The organism is Saccharothrix coeruleofusca (assembly GCF_014648515.1).
Classification (GTDB): Bacteria; Actinomycetota; Actinomycetes; order Mycobacteriales; family Pseudonocardiaceae; genus Actinosynnema; species Actinosynnema coeruleofuscum.
This window is the reverse complement of record NZ_BMRG01000002.1, coordinates 431,560-452,009: the sequence shown is the minus strand read 5'-3', so window position 1 is coordinate 452,009 and position 20,450 is coordinate 431,560. Positions and strand designations below refer to the sequence as shown.

Below are 20,450 nucleotides of genomic sequence, written 5' to 3'. Positions count from 1 at the left end.
TCGGCACCGCTCTACGATCGCGGACATGGCCGAGTTCATCTACACCATGAAGAAGGTGCGCAAGGCGCACGGGGACAAGGTCATCCTCGATGACGTCACGATCATGTTCTACCCCGGTGCGAAGATCGGCGTGGTCGGCCCCAACGGGGCGGGCAAGTCGAGCGTGCTGAAGATCATGGCCGGCCTGGACACACCGGGCAACGGCGAGGCGTACCTCTCGCCCGGCTACACGGTGGGCATCCTCCAGCAGGAACCGCCGCTCAACGAGGAGAAGACCGTCCTGGGCAACGTGCAGGAGGGGCTCGGCGAGATCAAGGTGAAGCTCGACCGCTTCAACGAGATCGCCGAGAAGATGGCCGTCGACTACTCCGACGAGCTGATGGAGGAGATGGGGCAGCTCCAGGAGGAGCTCGACCACGCCGACGCGTGGGACCTGGACTCCCAGCTGGAGCAGGCGATGGACGCCCTGCGCTGCCCGCCCGCCGATGCCGAGGTCAAGCACCTGTCCGGTGGCGAGCGCCGCCGGGTCGCGCTGTGCAAGCTGCTGCTGAGCAAGCCCGACCTGCTGCTGCTCGACGAGCCCACCAACCACCTGGACGCCGAGAGCGTGCTGTGGCTGGAGCAGCACCTGGCCCAGTACCAGGGCGCCGTGCTGGCCGTCACCCACGACCGGTACTTCCTGGACAACCTGTCCCAGTGGATCCTGGAGCTGGAGCGCGGCCGGGCCCACCCCTACGAGGGCAACTACTCCACCTACCTGGAGAAGAAGGCCGAGCGCCTGGCGGTCCAGGGCAAGAAGGACCAGAAGCTGCAGAAGCGGCTCAAGGACGAGCTGGAGTGGGTCCGCTCGGGCGCCAAGGCCCGGCAGGCCAAGTCCAAGGCCCGCCTGAACCGCTACGAGGAGATGGCCACCGAGGCGGAGAAGACCCGCAAGCTCGACTTCGAGGAGATCCAGATCCCGCCGGGCCCGCGCCTGGGCAACGTCGTGGTCGAGGTGGAGAACCTCAAGAAGGGCTTCGGCGACCGGGTGCTGATCGACGGCCTGTCGTTCAGCCTGCCGCGCAACGGCATCGTCGGCGTGATCGGTCCCAACGGCGTGGGCAAGACGACGCTGTTCAAGACCATCGTGGGCCTGGAGGAGCCGGACGCGGGCACGGTGAAGATCGGCGAGACGGTCAAGCTGTCCTACGTCGACCAGAACCGCGCGGGCATCGACCCCAAGAAGAACGTGTGGGAGGTCGTGTCCGACGGGCTGGACTACATCCACGTCGGCAACGTCGAGATGCCCTCGCGCGCGTACGTCAGCGCGTTCGGCTTCAAGGGGCCGGACCAGCAGAAGCCCGCGGGCGTGCTGTCCGGCGGCGAGCGCAACCGGCTCAACCTGGCGCTGACCCTCAAGCAGGGCGGCAACCTGATCCTGCTCGACGAGCCCACCAACGACCTCGACGTGGAGACGCTGGGGTCGCTGGAGAACGCGCTGGAGCAGTTCCCCGGCTGCGCCGTGGTCATCTCGCACGACCGCTGGTTCCTCGACCGCGTGGCCACCCACATCCTGGCGTGGGAGGGCACCGACGAGAACCCGGCCCAGTGGTACTGGTTCGAGGGCAACTTCGAGGGGTACGAGAAGAACAAGGTCGAGCGCCTCGGCGCGGACGCGGCGCGTCCGCACCGGGTGACCTACCGCAAGCTCACGCGCGACTGAGCCGGGCGGGATTCGTGGCGGCGAGGGGCGAGGTGGAAGCGGACGCCGAGGTGAGCACGCTGGTCGTGCCCGCCTGGCGGCTGCGGTGGCGCGCACCGGAGTTGGCCCTGGTGCTGGGCGAGCGCGCGGTCGCGCTCGCCTCGGCCCGCCGCGACGAGGTCGACCGGTTGCGCGCGGAGTCGCTGGTGGTCTTCGCGAGCAACCAGGTGGGTCGCGGCGTGCGGGTCGCCGAGCGGGCGCTGGACGCGCTGAGGGCGGCCGAGTCCGCGGCCGAGCACGAGACCGCGTGGCGGCTGCGGGTGGAGCTGGCCGACAGCGCCAGGTCGGTGGGTGCCCCGCTGACCGGGTTCGCGGCGGTCCGCCCGGTGCTGGAGGCCGACGACGTGCCCGAGAGCCTGCGCGCCACGGCACTGGTGCAGGCCGCCGAGTGCCTGGTGTCGGTGGGCCGGGGCACGGCGCTGACCGAGGCGCTGGCCGAGGCCGACCGGCTCTACCAGGCCGACCCGGTGCTCGACCACGACACCAAGTCGCTGCTGCGCGGCCTGCTCCGCGCGGCGGCGGCCGGGCAGCAGCGCCGCTGGGGCGATCTGGCGGCGGCGATCGCGGCGGGCCGCGAGGGCTTGGAGCTGCTCGACCGGCTGGAGGACCCGGCCGCCGACAGCGGGCTGGTGCGCGGCAGGCTGACCCTGGAGCTGGTGTGCGCCCTGCTGGACGCCAACCAGCCGAAGGAGGCGTCGGAGGTCGGCTCGCCGCTGCTGGACCGCCCGGTCCGCGCGCCATCGGCGGCCACCTCGGGCTGGCTGCGGCTGGCACTGGCCACCAGGGTCCACCTGCCTGCCGGACGTGTCGACCAGGCTCACGACCTGCTGCGCGACGCGGCCGACAGCGCGGAGCGCCACCAGTTGGACACCCTGCTGGCGGAAAGCCTGCTGGCCTTGGCGCACGTGCACGAGGTCTCCGGCGAGCTGACCGAGGCGCTGGCGGACCTGCGCTCCGCGCACGCCGCGGAACGGCGCAGAGCCCGCGCGGTCTACGCCGTGCGGGCGCGTCTGGCGGCGGAGTTCGCGGGCGTGCACCGGCAGCCGACCGGCCTGCACGACCTGCTGGCGGCGCTGGTGCGGGGCGAGAAGGTCGACGCCGCGGCCCAGCCCTCGCTCGCGCCGGAGCTCAAGCAGCAGTTGCGGCAGTGGCGGCCGGTCCAGGTCCAGCGGGGCGAGGGGGCGCGGGTCAAGCGCCCCCGCAGGGCGGGCGAGGACATGACGGTGGAGGGGATCTCCGCCGCCAGAGCGCACGCGGCGGACCGCTGGCGGCTGGCCCAGCCGTTCGGCGAGATCTCACCGGAGGCGGCTCAGCCCCCGGCTGCCCAGGCCCCCGGTGCCCAGTCGCCAGTGGTCCAGTCGCCAGTGGTCCAATCTCCGGTGGTCCAGTCTCCGGCGGTCCAGTCTCCGGCGGTCCAGCCCCCGGCCTCGACCGCACCCGCTTCGCCACCGCAGGGCTTCCCCGCGCCGGAGAACACCGGTGCCGCGCAGGCGGCTTCCGAGGCTCCGGCCGCCGCGCAAGCCGCGCCGACCCCGCCGCGAGCAGCGCAGGCCCAGCCCGCGCCGGGAGTTCCGGCCGCCCCGGCTGTGCCGCCTCCCGCACCGAATCCCGTGCCTGCCGCCGGGACGCACCCCGGCACGCAGCAGGGAATGCGTCCGGCGGACCAGCGCACCGCGCAGGTCCAGCCGCCCGCGCCCGGTCGCCCCACGCCGGAATGGGCCCCGAGCCCCCCGGCGCGTCCCGCGCAACCGGGGCCCGAGTGGCCCTCGGCGCAGGCGCGCGACCTGACGCCCGGCGCCCCCGAGCGGACCACTGGCGAGCCGGGGCGCGCGGCTGCGCCGATTCCGGAGAGCGATGCCGAGATCACGCAGGTCGGCATCGGCCTGCCGCCGATCGGCCGCGGTCCCGAGGCGGACCAGAGCGGCCCCGGGACGGACCGGGGTGGCCCCGCGCTCGACGCGCCACGGGGGCCTGCGGGCGCGGACGCCGGGACGATCAGGATCAACCGGGCCGACCTGGTGCTGGACCCGACCGGCCCGGAAGCGGGTCAGCGGGCGGAACGACCGGCCCAACCCGCTGCCCCTCAGCCCGCTGCCCCTCAGCCTGCCGGCCCTCAGCCTGCCGACACCGCGTCCACGGCCGCCGAGCCCGCCGCCGAGCCCGCCGGTGAGTCCGCTGATGCCCGGAGCGCCGACCGACCGGTCCCCGCTGCCGGGTTGATCGCCGCCGCGGGTGCCGTGCGCAGCGGGCGCAGGAGAGCGGCTCGGGAAGCCTCCGAGGAGCAGGCGGAGGACGGCGGTGGCGTCCTGGAATCGCTGAAGGCGGCGGGGCTGCTCAAGCCGCAGGGCGCGGGCGGGCGCAGGCGCGCCCCGGACGCGGATGACTCGGGCGAGCCCGAGACGCCGCCCTCGCCGCCCGCCGACGTGCCGTGGCGGGTGCGGCCCCCGGCGCGGCTGCGGACCGAGGAAGCCGAACCGCCCGCGCGGACCACCCCGGAGGCGGCCCCCGACGTGCCCCAGAACGCGACCCCGGACGCGCTCCAGGACGTGACCCCGGACTTGGGTCCGGACCTGGACCCGGACGCGCCGGGGGAGGTGGACATGTTCGACTCGCCCACGATGGTCCAGCCGATCGTCGGCGCGGACGGGCTGCCCGTTCAGCCGCCCACGGGGCTGGGCGCCGCGTTCGCCAAGGGACCGCTGATCCCGACCGCGCGCGTGCCCGAGCCGTACCCCGCCGAGGAGCCGCCCGCCGCGCCGGGACCGGCCACCGAGCCGGAACCGGACAACGTCCCCCCGGCGCCCGAACCCGACCAGGTCCCGCCGGTTGCCGTGCCGGACCCGGTGCCGGACCAGCCGATCCCGATGCCCGACCCGATCCCGCGTCCGCCGACGCACTTCGGGTTCGACCTCGGCGCGGGGTCCTTCCTCAGCCCCGCCGACGTCGAACCGGACGAGGAAGCGCCCACGCGGCCGACCTCGCCCGCTCCGCAGGCGGAAGAGCCGGAGGAGCCGAAGGAGCCGTTCGTGACCTCGGTGGTGGTCGGGGGCCGGTCGATCGAGCTGCCCCCGGTGGTCGAGCCCGTGCCGGACTCGCCCAGCGCCACCCGCGCTTCGCGGCGGCCCAAGAGCGATCTGAGCCTGGCCGAGCTGCTGGCCGAGGCGCTGGTGGCCTACGAGGCCGGGCGGCGTGAGGAGGGCGAGCAGGAGGAAGGCGTCCCCGCCGATCCGGACAACGAGACCACCGCGCCCATCCAACGCCTGGACACATGGACTCCCCCCGAATCCTGAGAAATGATTTGAGGTTTTAATAAGGTTTCCCGCTGGTAACCGGCAGCCGGCTCGGCGGATAACGCCGCCGGTAGCCGGTTTCCGCTTTTCCGGCAAGTGGCACGATTCAGTGCCAGGGGTATCGCGGGCCGCTTCCACCGATCTGGTTAAGTGGTCCGCGGACCCGGTACACAGAGGTGCCGGATAGCGTGGAGTCGCCTGAACATGACCTCGACTGGAGCCCCGATCCGATCCGAGCTCGCCGCTGGCCAGCAGGCAGGCGCGAGCCGAGCGGCCAGTCCCGAGCAGATCCGTGACGAATTGGTCGAACGGGCCGCGGCCAATGCTCCCGAACTGGCCGACCTGATCCGCCTGTACTACCGGCACGTGCCCGCCGAGGAAGTCATCGCCGACGACCCGGTGGACCTCGTCGGCGCGGTGCGCTCGAACCACCGGCTCGCCGAGACCCGCGTGCCGGGCCGCCCCCTGGTGCGCATCCTCAACCCCACCCGGGGGGACGACGGCTGGAGCTGCCCGGCCACCGTCGTGCAGGTGGTCACCGACGACATGCCCTACCTGGTCGACTCGGTGGCCTCCGAGCTGGCCCGCGGCGGCGTTCAGGTGCAGCGGGTGATTCACCCGATCGTGGTGGTGCGGCGCGACCTGGTCACCGGCGCGCTGCAGGAGGTGCTGCCCGACGCCGACCCGGCCGACCCGCCCTCGGACGCCATGGCCGAGTCGTGGATGTGCATCGAGGTCGACCTGCTCACCGACCCGGAGCGGGCGCGCGAGCTGGAGACCCGGCTGCACACCGTCCTCAACGACGTGCGCGAGGTGGTCGAGGACACCGACAAGATGGCCGCCACCGCGCGCCAGCTGGCCGACCAGCTGCTGGCCTCCCCGCCGCCGCTGCCCGAGGACGAGGTGCACGACGGCGCGAAGCTGCTGCGGTGGCTGGCCGACGACCACTTCACCTTCCTCGGCTACCGGCAGTACGAGCTGGTCAGCGACGACCCGGCCACCGACGGGGAGCCCGCGCTGCGCGCGGTGCTGGCCAGCGGGCTCGGCGTGCTGCGGCAGGACAGCCTGGCCGCGCGCAGCCTCACCGCGGGCCCGGACGTGGGGGCCGCGGCGCTGTCGGACGAGCTGCTGGTGCTGACCCAGGCCAGCGCCCAGTCCAGCGTGCACCGCTCGGTCTACCCGTACTACGTGGGCGTGAAGAGCTTCGACGCCGAGGGCAACCTGGCGGGTGAGCACCGGTTCCTGGGCGTGTTCTCCACCAGCGCCCTGCACGAGGACGTGCTCGACATCCCGGTCGTCGAGCGCCGCGTGCGGGAGGTGATCCACCGCGCGGGCTTCCCGCTGCACTCCTACTCGGGCCAGCGGATGCTGGAGGTGATCCAGAACTACCCGCGCACCGAGCTGTTCTCCGTCGACGGCGAGACCCTCTACCAGACCGTCACCGGGGTCATCGCGCTGGCCGAGCGCCGCAGGCTGCGGCTGTTCCTGCGGCGCGACCCGTACGGCCGCTTCTTCTCCTGCCTGGTCTACCTGCCGCGCGACCGGTACACCACGACCTCCCGGCTGGCCATGCAGGAGGTGCTGATCGACGAGCTGGGCGGGGTGAACCTGGAGTACAGCGCCCGCGTCGGGGAGTCGGCGCTGGCCCGCGTGCACTTCACCGTGCACACCGACCCGAGCAGGCGGAGCGCGGCGGAGACCGGGCCGGACACCGCGCGCATCCAGCAGCGGCTGGCCGAGGCGGTGCGCAGCTGGGACGACCGGATGGTCGACGCCGTGCTGGCCGAGCGGTCCGACGGGCTGGGCGGGCTGGGCGCGGAGTCGGCCACCGAGCAGGGGCAGCGGATCGCGGCGGCCTTCCCGGAGGCCTACAAGGAGGACTTCACCGCGGCCGAGGGCCTGGTGGACTTCCGCCGCGTCGAGGCGCTCGCCGAGGGCGAGCTGGACATGCAGTTCTACGTGCCGCGCGACGCCGAGCCGGGCGAGCGGCGGTTCAAGCTGTGCCTGGCGGGCCACCGGCTGACGCTGTCGGAGGTGCTGCCCATGCTGCAGCGCATGGGTGTGCTCGTGGTCGACGAGCGGCCCTACGAGCTGCTGCGCGAGGACGGCGTCGCGTGCTGGATCTACGACTTCGGCCTGCGCATGGACCAGTTCACGCTGGAGCGGCTGGCCGACGAGGACCTGGAGTCGGTGCGCACCCGCTTCCAGGACGCCTTCGCCGCCGCGTGGCGCGGTGAGGCGGAGGTCGACGGGTTCAACACCCTGGTGCTGCGCGCGGGCCTGACCTGGCAGCAGGCGGCCATGCTGCGCGCCTACGCCAAGTACCTGCGGCAGGCGGGCACGCCCTACAGCCAGGACTACATCGAGGACGCCGTGCTGGGCCACACCGAGGTCGCCACGGCGCTGGTGCGGCTGTTCGAGGCGCGGTTCGACCCCGGCCTGTCCGACGAGCAGCGGGCCACCCGCACCGAGCAGCTGGCGGGCGAGATCACCGCGCTGATCGACGACGTGACCAGCCTGGACGCCGACCGCATCCTGCGCAGCCTGCTCAACCTGGTGCAGGCCACGCTGCGCACCAACTACTTCGTGCGCGACGCGGACGGGCGCGCCCGCCCGTACCTGGCGGTGAAGCTGAACCCGCAGGCCATCCCGGACCTGCCGCAGCCGCGTCCCCGGTTCGAGATCTTCGTGTACTCGCCGCGGGTGGAGGGCGTGCACCTGCGCTTCGGCCCGGTGGCGCGCGGCGGGTTGCGCTGGTCGGACCGGCGCGAGGACTTCCGCACCGAGATCCTGGGCCTGGTCAAGGCGCAGGCGGTGAAGAACGCGGTGATCGTGCCGGTGGGCGCCAAGGGCGGGTTCGTGGTGAAGCGGCCGCCCGCGGCCACCGGGGACCCCGGTCTGGACCGCGAGGCGTTCCTGGCCGAGGGCGTGGCCTGCTACCGGATGTTCATCTCCGGCCTGCTGGACCTGACCGACAACCTCAGCTCGGGCGCGGTCGTCCCCGCGCCGCAGGTGGTGCGGCACGACGGCGACGACACCTACCTGGTGGTGGCCGCGGACAAGGGCACCGCGTCGTTCTCCGACATCGCCAACGAGGTGGCCGCCTCCTACGGCTTCTGGTTGGGCGACGCGTTCGCCTCCGGCGGTTCGGTCGGCTACGACCACAAGGCCATGGGCATCACCGCCAGGGGCGCGTGGGAGAGCGTGAAGCGGCACTTCCGCGAGCTGGGCGTGGACACCCAGTCGCAGGACTTCACCGTGGTCGGCGTCGGCGACATGTCCGGTGACGTGTTCGGCAACGGGATGCTGCTGTCCGAGCACATCCGGCTGGTGGCCGCGTTCGACCACCGGCACATCTTCATCGACCCGGACCCCGAGGCCGCCTCGTCCTACGCCGAGCGCAAGCGGCTGTTCGAGCTGCCCCGCTCCTCGTGGGACGACTACGACCGCTCGCTGATCAGCGAGGGCGGCGGGGTGTGGCCGCGCACCGCCAAGTCGATCCCGGTCAGCGAGCGGGCGCGGGTGGCGCTGGGGCTGCCCGAGGGCGTGGTGAAGCTGTCGCCGCAGGAGCTGATGAAGGCGGTCCTGCTGGCCCCGGTGGACCTGCTGTGGAACGGCGGCATCGGCACCTACGTCAAGGCGTCCACCGAGTCGCACGGCGAGGTGGGCGACAAGGCCAACGACGCGATCCGGGTCAACGGCGCCGACCTGCGGGTCAAGGTCGTCGGCGAGGGCGGCAACCTGGGGCTGACCCAGCGCGGCCGGATCGAGTTCGCCCGCGCGGGCGGCAAGGTCAACACCGACGCGCTGGACAACTCCGCGGGCGTGGACTGCTCCGACCACGAGGTCAACATCAAGATCCTGCTCGACGAGCTGGTGCGCGACGGCGAGCTGGACCGCGACCGGCGCGACGAGCTGCTGGGCCAGATGACCGACGAGGTCGGCGAGCTGGTGCTGGCCGACAACTACTCGCAGAACACCGTGCTGGGCGTCAGCCGGGCGCACGCCGAGGGGATGCTGTCGGTGCACGCCCGCCTGGTCGCCGACCTGGAGGAGCGCGGGGCGCTGGACCGCGCCCTGGAGGCGCTGCCCAGCGCGGCGGAGTTCAAGGCGCTGGAGAAGCAGGGCCGGGGCCTGACCTCGCCCGAGCTGGCCACCCTGCTGGCGCACGTGAAGCTGGCGCTGAAGGAGGAGGTGCTGGCCAGCGACCTGCCCGCGCTGGACACGGTCGCGCGCAAGCTGCCCGACTACTTCCCCAGCGAGCTGCGCGAGCGGTTCGGCGACGCGGTCGCCCGCCACCCGCTCAGCCGGGAGATCATCACCACGGTGCTGGTCAACGAGGTGGTGGACGGCGGTGGCATCACCTACGCGTTCCGGTTGGCCGAGGAGCTCAGCGCCTCGGCGACCGACGCGGTGCGCGCCTACGCCGCGGTGACCGAGATCTACGACCTGCCCTCGCTGTGGCGGGAGATCCGGGCGCTGGACGCGGTGATCCCGACCGAGGTGCAGGACGAGATGGTGCTGGAGACCCGGCGCCTGCTGGACCGGGCCTCGCGCTGGCTGCTGACCAACCGCCCGCAGCCGCTGGCGGTGGGCTCGGCCATCTCCCGGTTCGCGGGCGTGGTGGCGCGGCTGGCGCCCAAGACCCTGGACCTGCTGCAGGGCCGGGAGCGGGAGTCGGTGCTGGCGCACGTGGAGCGGCTGGAGTCGCAGGGGGTGCCCGCGGAGCTGGCGCGCCGGATCTCGGTGATGCTCTACACCTACGCCCTGCTCGACATCACCGAGGTGGCCGAGCTGGCCGAGCGCGAGGCCGACGAGGGGCGCGGCGTGGGGCCGGAGCGGTCGCACGAGGAGACCGCGGAGCTGTACTTCGCGCTGTCGGAGCACTTGGACGTGGACCGGATGCTCAGCTCGGTCAGCGGCCTGGAGCGCGGCAACCGCTGGCACGCGCTGGCCCGGCTCGCGCTGCGCGACGACTTCTACTCGTCGCTGCGGGCGATCACCGTGGACGTGCTGCGCTCCAGCGACCCGGAGGACAGCTCGGCGGAGAAGATCGCGGCGTGGGAGCAGGCCAACGCGTCGCGGCTGGGCCGGGCGCGGTCGGCGCTGGAGCAGATCAACCGGGCGAACCGGCTCGACCTGGCCACGCTGTCGGTGGCGGCGCGGCAGGTGCGCAGCATGGTGCGCTGAAGGATGCGCTGACGTCAGGAGTGGGCGGGTTCCGCGCGGAACCCGCCCACTCGGGCGTTGACGTGCAGCGCCAGGGCGGTGCCCGCGCCCAGGGTGGCGGTGAAGCGGCCGGACGCGTCGACGGTGACCGCCGCGCACCCGTCGCGCTGCACGTCGCAGTAGGTGCCGGCGGGCAACGAGGTCTGGAAGGTCCGGGTGATCGGGAAGGTCTCCCGGTTGATCGCCACGAACCCGCGCGAGCCCCGGCCGAACGCGATGGCGTCGGCGCCGTTGTCCCACCAGTCGGTCACCGCGGTGCCCGCGACCGCGTTGCGGAAGCCGACCATGCCCGCGATCTGGGTCCACCGGTGCTGGCACTTCCAGCCGCTGGTGTAGCACTCGCCGGGCGGCGGCGGACCCGCGTCGCGGTCGGAGAACTCGTACCCGGAGTGCACGTTGGGCGCGCCGTAGGGCCAGGCCAGCATGAACACGTTGGCCAGCGTGTAGGTCGAGCCGTCCTTGTAGCTGAGCGTCGACCCGTTGCGCTCGGTGTCCCAGTTGTCCACGAAGGCCCGCGCCTGGTCGCTGGGCAGGTAGCCCCACACCTGGCCGAAGTTGCTGAGGTAGGCCAGGTTCTCGTTGGTGAACACGCGCTTGAGGTCGTAGGCGTAGCGGAACTCGTCCACGTCGCCCGAGCCGGTGTACTCGCCGGGCTGCACGGCCTCGCCCGCGCCGTAGATGACCTCGTGCACCCAGAACACGTCGGGCTTGCTCAGCCTGGACTTGATCGCCGCCAGGTCGGCGGCGGCGATGTGCTTGGCCGCGTCGATGCGGAAGCCGTCCACGCCCATGGCGATCAGGTTGTCGAGGTACTCGGCGATCTCGTCGCGCACGTAGTCGCTGCCGGTGTCGAGGTCCGCCAAGCCGACCAGTTCGCAGTTCTGCACGTTGTCGCGGTCGCGGTAGTCGCTGATGTCGGTGCGGCAGGAGTGGAAGTCGGGGTCGCTGTAGTGGCCGGGGTAGTCGTACTTGCGGTAGCCGGAGCCGCCGGTTCCGGTGCCCGAACCCGCGGACATGTGGTTGACGACCGCGTCGGCGATGACCTTCACGCCCGCCGCGTGGCAGGTGCCGACCATGTTCCGGAAGGCGGTCTCGTCACCGAGCCGCCCGGCGATCCGGTAGCTGACCGGCTGGTAGGAGGTCCACCACTGGGAGCCCTGGATGTGCTCGGTGGCGGGGGAGACCTCGACGAACCCGTACCCCTTGGGGCCCAGGGAGGTCGTGCACTCCGCGGCGACCCGGTCGAAGGGCCACTGGAACAGGGTGGCGGTGACGTCCTTCGACCCCGGCGGGGCGGCTTGGGCGGTCGGCGGGACGGGGCTGGACAGGCTGAGCAGGAGCGCCGCTGCGACGAGCAGCGCGCGAGGCGCTGAGGGGACCACGTTGTCTCCTGGAGCTGGCAGGGATGTGCTCTAGGTCATACCAGTCGAGGGACTTGCTGAAAACCCTTGCAAGGTCTTTCATCCCACTCGACCCACCCGCTTCGCCGAGGAGACCCATGAGCCAGGACTGGTGGCGCGACGCCGTCATCTACCAGGTCTACGTCCGCAGCTTCGCCGACTCCGACGGCGACGGCGTCGGCGACCTGCCGGGCATCCGCTCCCGCCTGCCGCACCTGGCCGGGCTGGGGGTGGACGCGCTGTGGATCACCCCCTTCTACGCCTCGCCGATGGCCGACGGCGGCTACGACGTGGCCGACTACCGGGCGGTGGACCCGGCGTTCGGCACGCTGGCCGACGCCTCGGCGCTCATCGCCGACGCGCACGCCCTGGGGCTGCGGGTGATCGTCGACCTGGTGCCCAACCACACCTCCGACCGGCACCGCTGGTTCCAGCGGGCGCTGGCCGCCCGGCCCGGCTCGCCGGAGCGCGCCCGCTACCACTTCCGCGACGGCCGCGGCGAGCTGCCGCCCAACGACTGGGAGTCGGTCTTCGGCGGCCCGGCCTGGACGCGGGTGCCCGACGGCCAGTGGTACCTGCACCTGTTCGCCCCCGAGCAGCCCGACCTGAACTGGGACAACCCCGAGGTGCGCGAGGAGTTTCTCGACGTCCTGCGGTTCTGGCTGGACCTGGGCGTGGACGGGTTCCGGGTGGACGTCGCGCACGGCATGGTCAAGGCCGACGGCCTGCCCGACGTGGGCAGGCCCGACCACATCGCGCTGCTGGGCACCGAGGCGCTGCCGTTCTTCGACCAGGACGGGGTGCACGAGATCTACCGCGACTGGCGCAAGGTGCTCGACTCCTACGACGGGCCGCGCGTCGGCGTGGCCGAGGCGTGGACGCCCAGCCCCGAGCGCACCGCGCTGTACCTGCGGCCGGACGAGCTGCACCAGGCGTTCAACTTCCACTACCTGACCACCGACTGGGACCCCGCGCGGCTGCGCGGGGTGATCGACGACTCGCTGGCCGCGTCGGCGCTGGTCGGCGCGCCGACCACGTGGGTGCTGTCCAACCACGACGTGCGGCGGCACGTCACCCGGTACGGGAGCGTGGCGCGGGCCCGCGCGGCGGCGCTGCTGATGCTGGCGCTGCCTGGCTCGGCCTACCTCTACCAGGGCGAGGAGCTGGGCCTGCCGGAGGTGCTGGACCTGCCCGACGAGGTGCTCCAGGACCCGGTGTGGGAGCGCTCCGGGCACACCGACCGGGGCCGCGACGGCTGTCGCGTGCCGATTCCGTGGACCACCGACGGGCCGTCGTTCGGCTTCGGCGACGGCGGTTCCTGGCTGCCGCAGCCCGCCGACTGGGGCGCGCTGAGCGTGGCGGCCCAGCAGGGCGACCCCGACTCGGTGCTGGAGCTGTACCGGTCGGCGCTGCGCGTCCGCCGCGAGCACCCGGACCTGGGCGCCGGGTCGGGCGTGCGGTGGCTGGACGCGCCGGAGGGCGTGCTGGCCTTCGAGCGCGGCCGGTTCGCCTGCGCGGTCAACTTCGGCCCGGAGCCGGTGCGGCTGCCGCTGGGCGGCGAGGTGCTGCTGGCCTCCGGCCCGGTCACCACCGAGGGCGGCGACGCGCTGGTGCGGGCGGACACGACGGTGTGGTGGCAGCGCCCGTAGAGTCACCGGGTGTGACAGCTCGGCTCAGTGACATCGCGGCCCAGGCAGGAGTGAGCGAGGCGACCGTCAGCCGGGTGGTCAACGGCAAGCCGGGCGTCTCCGCCGCCACCCGCCAGGCCGTGGTCGCCGCGATGGACGTGCTCGGCTACGAGCGGCCGCCCAAGCTGCGCCAGCGCAGCCAGGGGCTGATCGGGCTGATCATCCCCGAGCTGTCCAACCCGATCTTCCCGGTCTTCGCCCAGGTGATCGAGCAGGTGCTGACCAGGGACGGGTACACGCCCGTGCTGTGCACGCAGACCCCCGGCGGCTCCTCGGAGGACCAGCTCACCGAGATGCTGGTCGACCGGGGGGTCAACGGGATCGTCTTCGTGGCCGGGCTGCACGCCGACACCACCGCCGACATGGACCGGTACGTGAAGCTGGCGGGCCGCGGCGTGCCGTTCGTGATGGTCAACGGCTACACCGACAGGGTGTCGGCCCCGTTCGTCTCGGTCGACGTGCGCGCCGCGGTCCGGCTGGCCGTCACCCACCTGGTGGAGCTGGGGCACGAGCGGATCGGCCTGGCGCTGGGCCCGCGCCGGTACGTGCCGACCCAGCGCATGGTCGAGGGCCTGGCGCTGGTCCGCCCGCAGGCCGCCGACCTGGTGGAGCACTCCCTGTTCAGCGTCGAGGGCGGCCAGGCCGCGGCGGCCAAGCTGCTCGACCGGGGCTGCACGGCGATCGTGTGCGGCAGCGACCTGATGGCCTTCGGCGCGATCCGGGCCGCCCGCCAGCGCGGGCTGCACGTGCCGCGCGACGTGTCCGTGGTCGGGTTCGACGACTCGCCGCTGATCGTGTTCGCCGACCCGCCGCTGACCACGCTGCGGCAGCCGGTGGACGCGATGGGGCAGGCGGCGGTGCACGCGCTGCTGGAGGAGATCGGCGGCACGCCCGCGCCGCACGCGGAGTTCGTGTTCCAGCCCGAGCTGGTGGTGCGCGGGTCCACGGGGGCGCGGCCCCGGTGAACGCCTCCGGATGCCGCCTTAACGTGGCTGTAGCGCGTGGCTAAGGTCTGGGACATCGACGATGCGGGAGGCGCGTTCAACTTGGGTGTGTTCGTCACGGGCGTGCGACCGAGGTGGTCGGACATGGACGCGTTCGGCCACGTCAACCACGCCAGCACGGTGACGCTGCTGGAAGAGGCGCGGATCGGCCTGCTGTTCACCGAAGCCACCCGGCACGGCGTGCCCGCCATGAAGGAGGGCGTCGTGGTGGCCCGCCTGGCGGTGGAGTACCTGGCCCCGCTGCTCTACACCGGCGACGACGTCGTGGTGGAGATGTCGGTGCGGGAGCTGAAGTCGGCCTCGTTCACCCTCGACTACGCCGTGCGCAGCGGGCGCCAGGAGGGCAGCCCGGTGGTGGCGCGGGCGGAAACCCTGATGGTCCCCTACGACCTGGCGGCCGGGCGTCCCCGCCGCCTTCTCGAAGCCGAGCGCGACTTCCTCGCGGGCTGGCGTGCCGGAGGTAATGGTGCCTGAGCTGGTTCTGGCCGACCCCACCGAGCGGGACGACCTGGGCGCGTTCGTCGCCCGCGCGGTCCGACTGGACGCGCAGGTCGTGGTGCGGCTGCGCAACCGCCCCTCCGGGGGCCTGCTCGACGCGTGGGTGGCGACCCCGTTCGACGCGCTGGCGACCCGCACGGTCGCCGGGGAGGTGCGGCCGGGGGACGTGACGGTGTCCGGCTCGGACCTGCTGACCGGGCTGGCGGTGGTGCGCAGCGAGACCGTGGACCCCGGTCCGGCCAAGGACCTGATGTGGCGCTCGGCGCTGCCGCCCTCGGACGGCTGGCTGCCGGTGGACCGGCTGCCCGGCAGCGTGGTCTCCGAGCTGGCCGAGCAGGGCGTGGCCGTGGCGCGGGAGAACACCGGCCCGCACGGCACCCCGCCCGCCTCGCTGCTGGACCAGACCGTGCTCACGGTCAGCGGCTCCGGGCTGGACGTGAAGGTGCCGCTGCGGTGCCTGTTCGCCTTGTCCGGCATGGGTTTCCTGGGCGGCGACGACGTGCGGGTGACGGCCACCGACTCCTGGCTGCGCATCGACGCCCGGTTCGGCGCGGTGGTCCGCCGCCGCCACTCGATGCTGCCGCTGCTGGTGTGACACCGCCGGTCCGAACCCGCTGGTTCGGACCGGGACAACCCCGGTGCGGTCCGGGCGTCCCTTGATCACGCCCCGGCGGCACCCGGATCATGAGGCTGGTGCGAGGGGCTGGGCTCAGGGGGGTTCATGGAGTTCCGCGTTCTCGGACCGGTCGAGGCCCGCGTCTCGGGCAGACCGGTCCAGCTCGGTGGTCCGAAGCCGCGCACGCTGCTGGCGATGCTCCTGCTGCACGCGGGCCGGGTGGTGTCGTTGGCCCAGCTGGTCGACGCGGTGTGGGGGCAGGACCCGCCGGAGCGCACCCGCGCGGCGGTGCACACCTACGTCTCGACGCTGCGCAAGGCGCTCTCCGACGGCGCCGAGCTGCTGACCCGCGACGCGGGCGGCTACCTGCTGGCGGCCGACCTGGACCAGGTGGACGTGCACGTGTTCACCCGCGAGGTCTCCGCGGGCCGGGTGGCGCTGGCCGACGGCGACCTTGAGGAGGCCGCGGCCCGGTTCGCCGCCGGGCTGCGGGTGTGGCGCGGGCCCGCGCTGGGCGGCGCGCGGGGCGAGTGGGCCGAGCAGGAGCGCGGCAGGCTGGAGGAGCTGCGGCTGGCCGCGCTGGAGGACCGGGTGGACACCGACCTGGCCATGGGCCGGGGCGAGGCGGTGGTGCCCGAGCTGGTCGCCGCGGTGGCCGAGCACCCGCTGCGCGAGCGGCTGCGCAGCCAGCTGATGCTGGCGCTGCACCAGGCGGGCAGGCAGGCCGACGCGCTGGCGGTCTACCAGGAGGGCCGCCGGGTGCTGCTCGACGAGCTGGGGCTGGAACCGGGTCCGGCGCTGCGCTCGACCCACGAGCGGGTGCTGCGCGAGGAACCGGCGAAGCCCGCGCGGGCCGAGGCGGCGCCGCCCGCGCCGCGGCCCAGCCAGCTGCCGGCCGACATCGCCGACTTCACCGGCCGCGCCGCCGAGCTGGACCAGCTCTCCCGCGCGCTGGCCCGGCCCACCGGCGCGGTGCGGGTGTGCGCGATCTCCGGTCAGGCGGGCTCGGGCAAGTCCACGCTGGCCGCGCACGTGGCGCACGCGGTGCGCGAGCACTTCCCGGACGGCCAGCTCTACGCGGCGCTGCACGGGGTGCACCCGCACCGCGCCGACCCGGCCGAGGTGCTGGCCGGGTTCCTGCGCGCGCTGGGCGTGCCCGAGCAGGGCATCCCCGCCGACCTGGCCGAGCGCGCCCAGCTCTACCGCACGCTGCTGGCCGACCGGCGGGTGCTGGTGGTGCTCGACGACGCCGCCGACGAGCGGCAGGTCCGCCCGCTGCTGCCGGGCGAGCCGGGGTGCGCGGTGCTGGTCACCAGCCGGGAGCGGCTGGGCGCGCTGAGCGGGGCCGCGCAGCTGGACCTGCGGGTGCTGCCCGACCGCGACGCGCTGGCGCTGCTGGACCGCCTGGTCGGCAGCGACCGGGTGGCCGCCGAGCCGGAGGCGGCGCGCGAGATCGTGCGGCTGTGCGGTCAGCTGCCGCTGGCCGTGCGCATCGCCGGGGCCAGGCTGGCCGCCCGGCCGCACTGGCGGCTGGCCCGGCTGGCCGAGCGGCTGGGCGTGCAGCGGCGGGTGCTGGGGGAGCTGACCCTGGGCGACCTGGAGGTGCGCGGCAGCCTGGCGCTGAGCTACGCGGGCCTGGCCGAGCGGGAGCGCGCCGCGCTGCGCGGGCTGGGCCTGCTGGACGTGTCCGGCTTCGGCGGCTGGCTGGTGGCGCCGCTGCTGGACTGCGACCGGGACGAGGCCGAGGAGGTGGTCGAGCGGCTGGTGGACGCGCGGCTGGTGGACGTCTCCGGTGAGGAGGGCGGGGTCCTGCGCTACCAGGTGCACGACCTGACCCGCGCGTTCGCCCGCGAGCGCGGCGAGGCCGAGGAGACCCCGGACGGGGTGCGCGCGTTGTGCGCCCGCGCCGCCCGCGCCTGGCTGGGCCTGGTCGAGGCGGCGGGGGCGACCCCCGAGCCCGACGCGGAGCCGGTCGAGGTGCCGCACCTGGACCGGGAGGTCGTCGCCGAGCTGCTGGCCGATCCGCGGGCGTGGTTCGACGCCGAGCAGGCCGAGCTGGTCGGCGTGGTGGAGCGGCTGGCCGAGCTGGACGAGGCCGGTCTCGCCACCCGGCTGGCGACCGCGCTGGCGGCGTCCTGGTTCTCCACGCGCAACCTGTTCCACCAGTGGTGGCGCACCCACTCCGCCGCGCTGGCCGCCGCCCGCCGGGTGGGCGATCGCGCGGACCAGGCGCGGCTGCTGGCCGGGCTGGGCTGGCTGCGCTACGAGCAGGACCGCTTCGGCGAGGCCGAGTCGTACTACGAGCAGTCGCTGGCGGCCTGTCAGCAGGACGGCGACGAGCGCGGCGAGGTCACCGCGCTGCTGGAGCTGAGCACCGTGCAGCGGGAGCAGGGGATGCTCGCGGCGGCACGCGCGTCGTTGGACCGCGCGCTCCTGCGGCTGCGCGCCCTGGACGAGCCGAGGCTGGTCGTCAGCGCCGTGCACGGCCTGAGCCGGGTGCTCACCGAGCAGGGCGACCTGACCGGGGCGCTGCGGGCGGGCGAGCGGGCCCTGGCCGCCCACCGGCGGTCGGGCGACGTGCGCGGCGAGGCGCTCTCGCTGCGCACCATCGGCATCGCGCACCGCGCGGCCGGGCGGCTGGACGAGGCGGCGCGGGCCTGCGAGCGGGCCGTGGAGCTGCTGCGCGGCAGCGGCGAGCGGCTGATGACCGCCTACGCGGCGCAGTCGCTGGCCAAGGTGCGCATCCGGCAGGGCCTGGGCGACGCGGTGCGCAGCGAGCTGCTGGAGTGCCTGGGCACCTGCAACGACATGCAGGACGGCTTCGGCCAGGCGCTGATGCTGCGCACCCTCGGCGAGCTGGAGCTGTCGGTGGGCCGGGCGCGGGAGGCGCTGCGCTACCTGGAGCGGTCACTGCGCTGGTGGGACGCGCTGCGGCTGCCGGTGTGGCGGGCTCGGACGCTGCGCGACCTGGCGGGCGTCCACGAGGCGCTGGGCGACCCGGCCCGCGCCGACCGGGCGTGGACCGAGGCGGTGGAGATCTTCACCCGGCACGGCTGCCGCGAGGCGGGCGAACCCCGCCCCGCGAGCGTGCCCGTCAGCGAGGTGCCCCGAGCGGGGTGAGCGTCGGCGTCCCACGGGGTGGCGCACCACCCCGTGGGACGCCGGGCTAGACCAGCCAGGCCGCGGTGTCCGGGGGCAGCTGGTCGCCGTCCATCGGCCCGCTGGCCAGCAGCACCCGGCCGGGGGGCAGCGGCACCGACCCGGCCGAGGTGTTCAGCGCGCAGATCAGCCCGCCGCCCTTGCGCCGGAACGCCAGGCAGCCGGGGGGCGCGCCGTACCACTCCAGCTCGTCCCCACCGATGGCCGGGTGCGTCTTGCGCAGCTCCAGCGCCTGCCGGTACAGCGAGAGCATCGAGTCCGGGTCCTCCAGCTGCCGCTCCGCGGTCAGCGGGCCCCACTCGTTGGGCTGCGGCAGCCAGGTGCTCGCGCTCTGCGAGAACCCGTACGGCGGCGCGGCGCCCTCCCACGGCAGCGGCACCCGGCAGCCGTCGCGGCCCCGGTCGGTGTGCCCGGAGCGCAGCCAGGTCGGGTCCTGCAGCGCCCACTCCGGCAGCTCCACGTTGGGCAGGCCCAGCTCCTCGCCGTTGTAGAGGTAGACCACGCCCGGCAGGGCCAGTTCGACCAGCGCCATCGCGCGGGCCCGCCGCGCGCCCAGGTCGCCGCCGCCGTAGCGGGTCACGTGCCGCACCACGTCGTGGTTGGACAGCGTCCAGGTCGGCGGGGTGCCCAGCGGCCGCACCGCGGCCAGCGAGTGCTCGATCGCCGCGCGCACCGCCTCGGCGTCGAACTCGGCCTCCACGAGCCGGAAGTTGAAGCCCAGGTGCAGCTCGTCGGGCCGGACGTAGCGGGCGAACCGCTCGTCGTCCTTGACCCAGATCTCGCCCACCGCCATCCGGCCGGGATAGGTGTCGATGACCTTGCGGATCATCCGGTGGTACTCGTGCACGCCGTCGTTGTCGAAGCGCGGGTCCAGCGCGTTGTCGTGCAGCACGCCGGGGCCCCGGTCGACCCGCAGGTCCATGTCGGGCAGCCCGAACGGCTTGGCCATGCCGTGCGCCACGTCGATGCGGAAGCCGTCCACCCCGCGGTCGAGCCAGAACCGCAGGGTGCGGGCCAGGTCGGCGGGCACCTCGGGGTTGTCCCAGTTCAGGTCGGGCTGCTCGGGGGCGAACAGGTGCAGGTACCACTGCCCGTCGGGCACCCGCGTCCACGCGGGCCCGCCGAACACGCTGGTCCAGTTGTTGGGCGGCTGGGAGCCGTCGATGCCGCGCCCGTCGCGGAAGATGTACCGGTCGCGCTCGGGGCTGCCGGGGGGCGACTGGAGCGCGGCCTGGAACCACTCGTGCCGGTCGCTGCTGTGGTTGGGCACCAGGTCCACGGTGATCCGCAGGTTGTGCTGGTGGGCCTCCTCGACCAGCCGGTCGAACGCGGCCAGGTCGCCGAACAGCGGGTCCACGTCGCGCGGGTCGGCCACGTCGTAGCCGTGGTCGGCCATCGGCGAGGTGTAGAAGGGGGTCAGCCACAGCGCGTCGACGCCCAGCAGCTCCAGGTAGCCCAGCCGGGAGCGGATGCCGTCGAGGTCGCCGACGCCGTCACCGTTGGAGTCGGCGAAGGAGCGCACGTAGATCTGGTAGAAGACGGCGTCACGCCACCAGGCGGACTCGTCGGCGATCTCGGGTCGGCGGTCGGAGGATCGTCGCACGAGGAGTCATCCTGCCATTCGTGGTGAGGTGGTCCGCCCCGTCCGGGGGATCGGGGATCACGCCCAGGTGTTCACGAGGCTGTTCGCGGCCATCTCCAGGTACCCCCACAGCTGTCGCCGATGCTCGGGTGAGAGATCCGCCTCGTCCACCGCGACCTTGATGCAGCGCAGCCAGGCGTCGCGCTGCTCGGGGCCGATGGTGAAGGGCATGTGCCGCATCCG

General features: G+C 73.8%; 11 protein-coding genes. 8 read left to right on the top strand and 3 right to left on the bottom strand.

Annotation, left to right across the window (positions count from 1 at the left end; all coding sequences use genetic code 11):
- The first annotated feature begins 25 nt into the window (after positions 1–25).
- From ettA to IEZ00_RS06755, 3 genes are all read left to right on the top strand, one after another.
- Complete coding sequence (gene ettA, locus IEZ00_RS06765; protein WP_189222177.1) at positions 26–1,702, top strand: energy-dependent translational throttle protein EttA; 1,677 nt, start codon at positions 26–28, stop codon at positions 1,700–1,702.
- A gap of 14 nt (positions 1,703–1,716) precedes the next feature.
- Positions 1,717–5,031, top strand: coding sequence for a hypothetical protein (locus IEZ00_RS06760; protein WP_229795168.1), 3,315 nt, complete (start codon positions 1,717–1,719; stop codon positions 5,029–5,031).
- A 204-nt stretch (positions 5,032–5,235) separates the two neighbouring features.
- Positions 5,236–10,221 carry an NAD-glutamate dehydrogenase gene (locus IEZ00_RS06755; RefSeq protein WP_189222175.1) on the top strand — a complete coding sequence of 1,662 codons (4,986 nt, stop codon included), beginning with the start codon at positions 5,236–5,238 and terminating at the stop codon, positions 10,219–10,221.
- 14 nt (positions 10,222–10,235) lie between these two features.
- Here the strand turns inward: IEZ00_RS06755 and IEZ00_RS06750 are convergent, their stop codons facing one another.
- Positions 10,236–11,642 (bottom strand): alpha-amylase, encoded by a 1,407-nt coding sequence (locus IEZ00_RS06750; protein ID WP_229795167.1) that lies wholly within the window; start codon positions 11,640–11,642, stop codon positions 10,236–10,238.
- Between the two features lie 116 nt (positions 11,643–11,758).
- Between IEZ00_RS06750 and IEZ00_RS06745 the strand changes: the two genes are divergently transcribed.
- The 5 genes from IEZ00_RS06745 to IEZ00_RS06725 all read left to right on the top strand — a co-directional run bounded on the left by IEZ00_RS06745 (position 11,759) and on the right by IEZ00_RS06725 (position 18,586).
- Positions 11,759–13,309, top strand: coding sequence for a glycoside hydrolase family 13 protein (locus IEZ00_RS06745; protein WP_189222174.1), 1,551 nt, complete (start codon positions 11,759–11,761; stop codon positions 13,307–13,309).
- An 11-nt stretch (positions 13,310–13,320) separates the two neighbouring features.
- On the top strand, positions 13,321–14,313 hold the full coding sequence (locus tag IEZ00_RS06740) for a LacI family DNA-binding transcriptional regulator (RefSeq protein ID WP_189222173.1): 993 nt from the start codon (positions 13,321–13,323) through the stop codon (positions 14,311–14,313).
- 81 nt (positions 14,314–14,394) lie between these two features.
- Complete coding sequence (locus tag IEZ00_RS06735; RefSeq protein ID WP_189222581.1) at positions 14,395–14,826, top strand: acyl-CoA thioesterase; 432 nt, start codon at positions 14,395–14,397, stop codon at positions 14,824–14,826.
- Positions 14,819–15,445: a DUF8010 domain-containing protein gene (locus IEZ00_RS06730; protein ID WP_189222172.1), complete on the top strand. Its 627-nt coding sequence runs from the start codon at positions 14,819–14,821 to the stop codon at positions 15,443–15,445. Before IEZ00_RS06735 ends, IEZ00_RS06730 begins: the two co-directional genes overlap by 8 nt.
- A 126-nt stretch (positions 15,446–15,571) precedes the next feature.
- Entirely contained in the window at positions 15,572–18,586 is a 3,015-nt protein-coding gene (locus tag IEZ00_RS06725) for an AfsR/SARP family transcriptional regulator (protein WP_189222171.1), read from the top strand.
- A gap of 46 nt (positions 18,587–18,632) precedes the next feature.
- On the opposite strand, the gene IEZ00_RS06720 is transcribed toward IEZ00_RS06725, so the two are convergent.
- Together IEZ00_RS06720 and IEZ00_RS36315 are read right to left on the bottom strand one after the other, a co-directional pair.
- A complete protein-coding gene (locus IEZ00_RS06720; protein WP_189222170.1) occupies positions 18,633–20,228 on the bottom strand; it encodes a glycoside hydrolase family 13 protein in 1,596 nt (531 codons plus the stop codon).
- Positions 20,229–20,285: 57 nt separating this feature from the next.
- Positions 20,286–20,450, bottom strand: a 165-nt coding sequence (locus tag IEZ00_RS36315; RefSeq protein ID WP_444544473.1) for a globin domain-containing protein, incomplete at its 5' end; no start/stop codon positions are given.

Bases quoted from the DNA above. Each gene is read 5' to 3' on its own strand.
- IEZ00_RS06755 (WP_189222175.1), top strand. From the start codon at position 5,236: ATGACCTCGACTGGAGCCCCGATCCGATCCGAGCTCGCCGCTGGCCAG.
- ettA (WP_189222177.1), top strand. From the start codon at position 26: ATGGCCGAGTTCATCTACACCATGAAGAAGGTGCGCAAGGCGCACGGG.
- IEZ00_RS06745 (WP_189222174.1), top strand. From the start codon at position 11,759: ATGAGCCAGGACTGGTGGCGCGACGCCGTCATCTACCAGGTCTACGTC.
- IEZ00_RS06725 (WP_189222171.1), top strand. From the start codon at position 15,572: ATGGAGTTCCGCGTTCTCGGACCGGTCGAGGCCCGCGTCTCGGGCAGA.